General features: G+C 62.8%; 1 pseudogene. It reads right to left on the bottom strand.

The features are described 5' to 3' along the window. Window positions 1-653, bottom strand: a pseudogene (locus QZM72_RS35530) (IS256-like element ISBcen18 family transposase); the annotation flags it as partial. Window positions 654-715: the final 62 nt, after the last annotated feature.

The following is a 715-nucleotide window of genomic DNA, read 5'->3' as shown; positions in this document are numbered from 1 at the left end:
AGGCCCAGCACGTCGCGCTGGCCGTCGGCCTGAATGCCCAAGGCCAGATAGACGGCCTTGTTGCTGACCACGCCGTCGTCGCGGATCTTGACCCGCAGCGCGTCGAAGAAGACGACCGGATACATCGTCTCAAGCGGGCGGCTCTGCCAGCTCAGCGCTTCGGCCATCACCTCGTCGGTGACCGAACTGATGAAGTCGGGAGACACTTCGGTGCCGTAGCTCTCGGCCAGAAACGCCTGAATCTCGCGCACGCTCATGCCGCGGGCGTACATCGCGATGATGCGTTCGTCAAAGCCGGTGAAGCGGCGCTCATGCTTGGGAATCAGGATCGGCTCGAAGCTGCCGTCGCGATCGCGGGGGACTTCGACCCGAACCGGGCCCCGATCGGTGATGACCGTCTTGCCGCTGGCGCCGTTGCGCTCGTTGGCTTGCCCGGGCGGCTTGGACTGGCCCGACGGGTAGCCCAGATGCAGATTCATCTCGGCGCCCATTGCGCGTTCGATGACTGCTTTGTTGAACGCCAGCATCAAATCCTGGACCTCGGTCGGCGTCATCGGCCCCTTGACCAGTTGGTCCAGCAGTTCCTTGGGCAGTTCAGGCAGCGGCCCGCGAGCCGCCGCCTGACGCGCTACAGTTTGCCGTTTCTTCTTCATTGGCATATCCATGACTTTTACACCTCATGATATGCCTCGCCCACGAAATCACGGATAGGTCC

The organism is Burkholderia sp. AU45388, assembly GCF_030481585.1.
Classification (GTDB): domain Bacteria; phylum Pseudomonadota; class Gammaproteobacteria; order Burkholderiales; family Burkholderiaceae; genus Burkholderia; species Burkholderia sola.
Note: the sequence above shows the minus strand (reverse complement) of the source record. Positions and strands in the feature narration are given on the sequence as shown.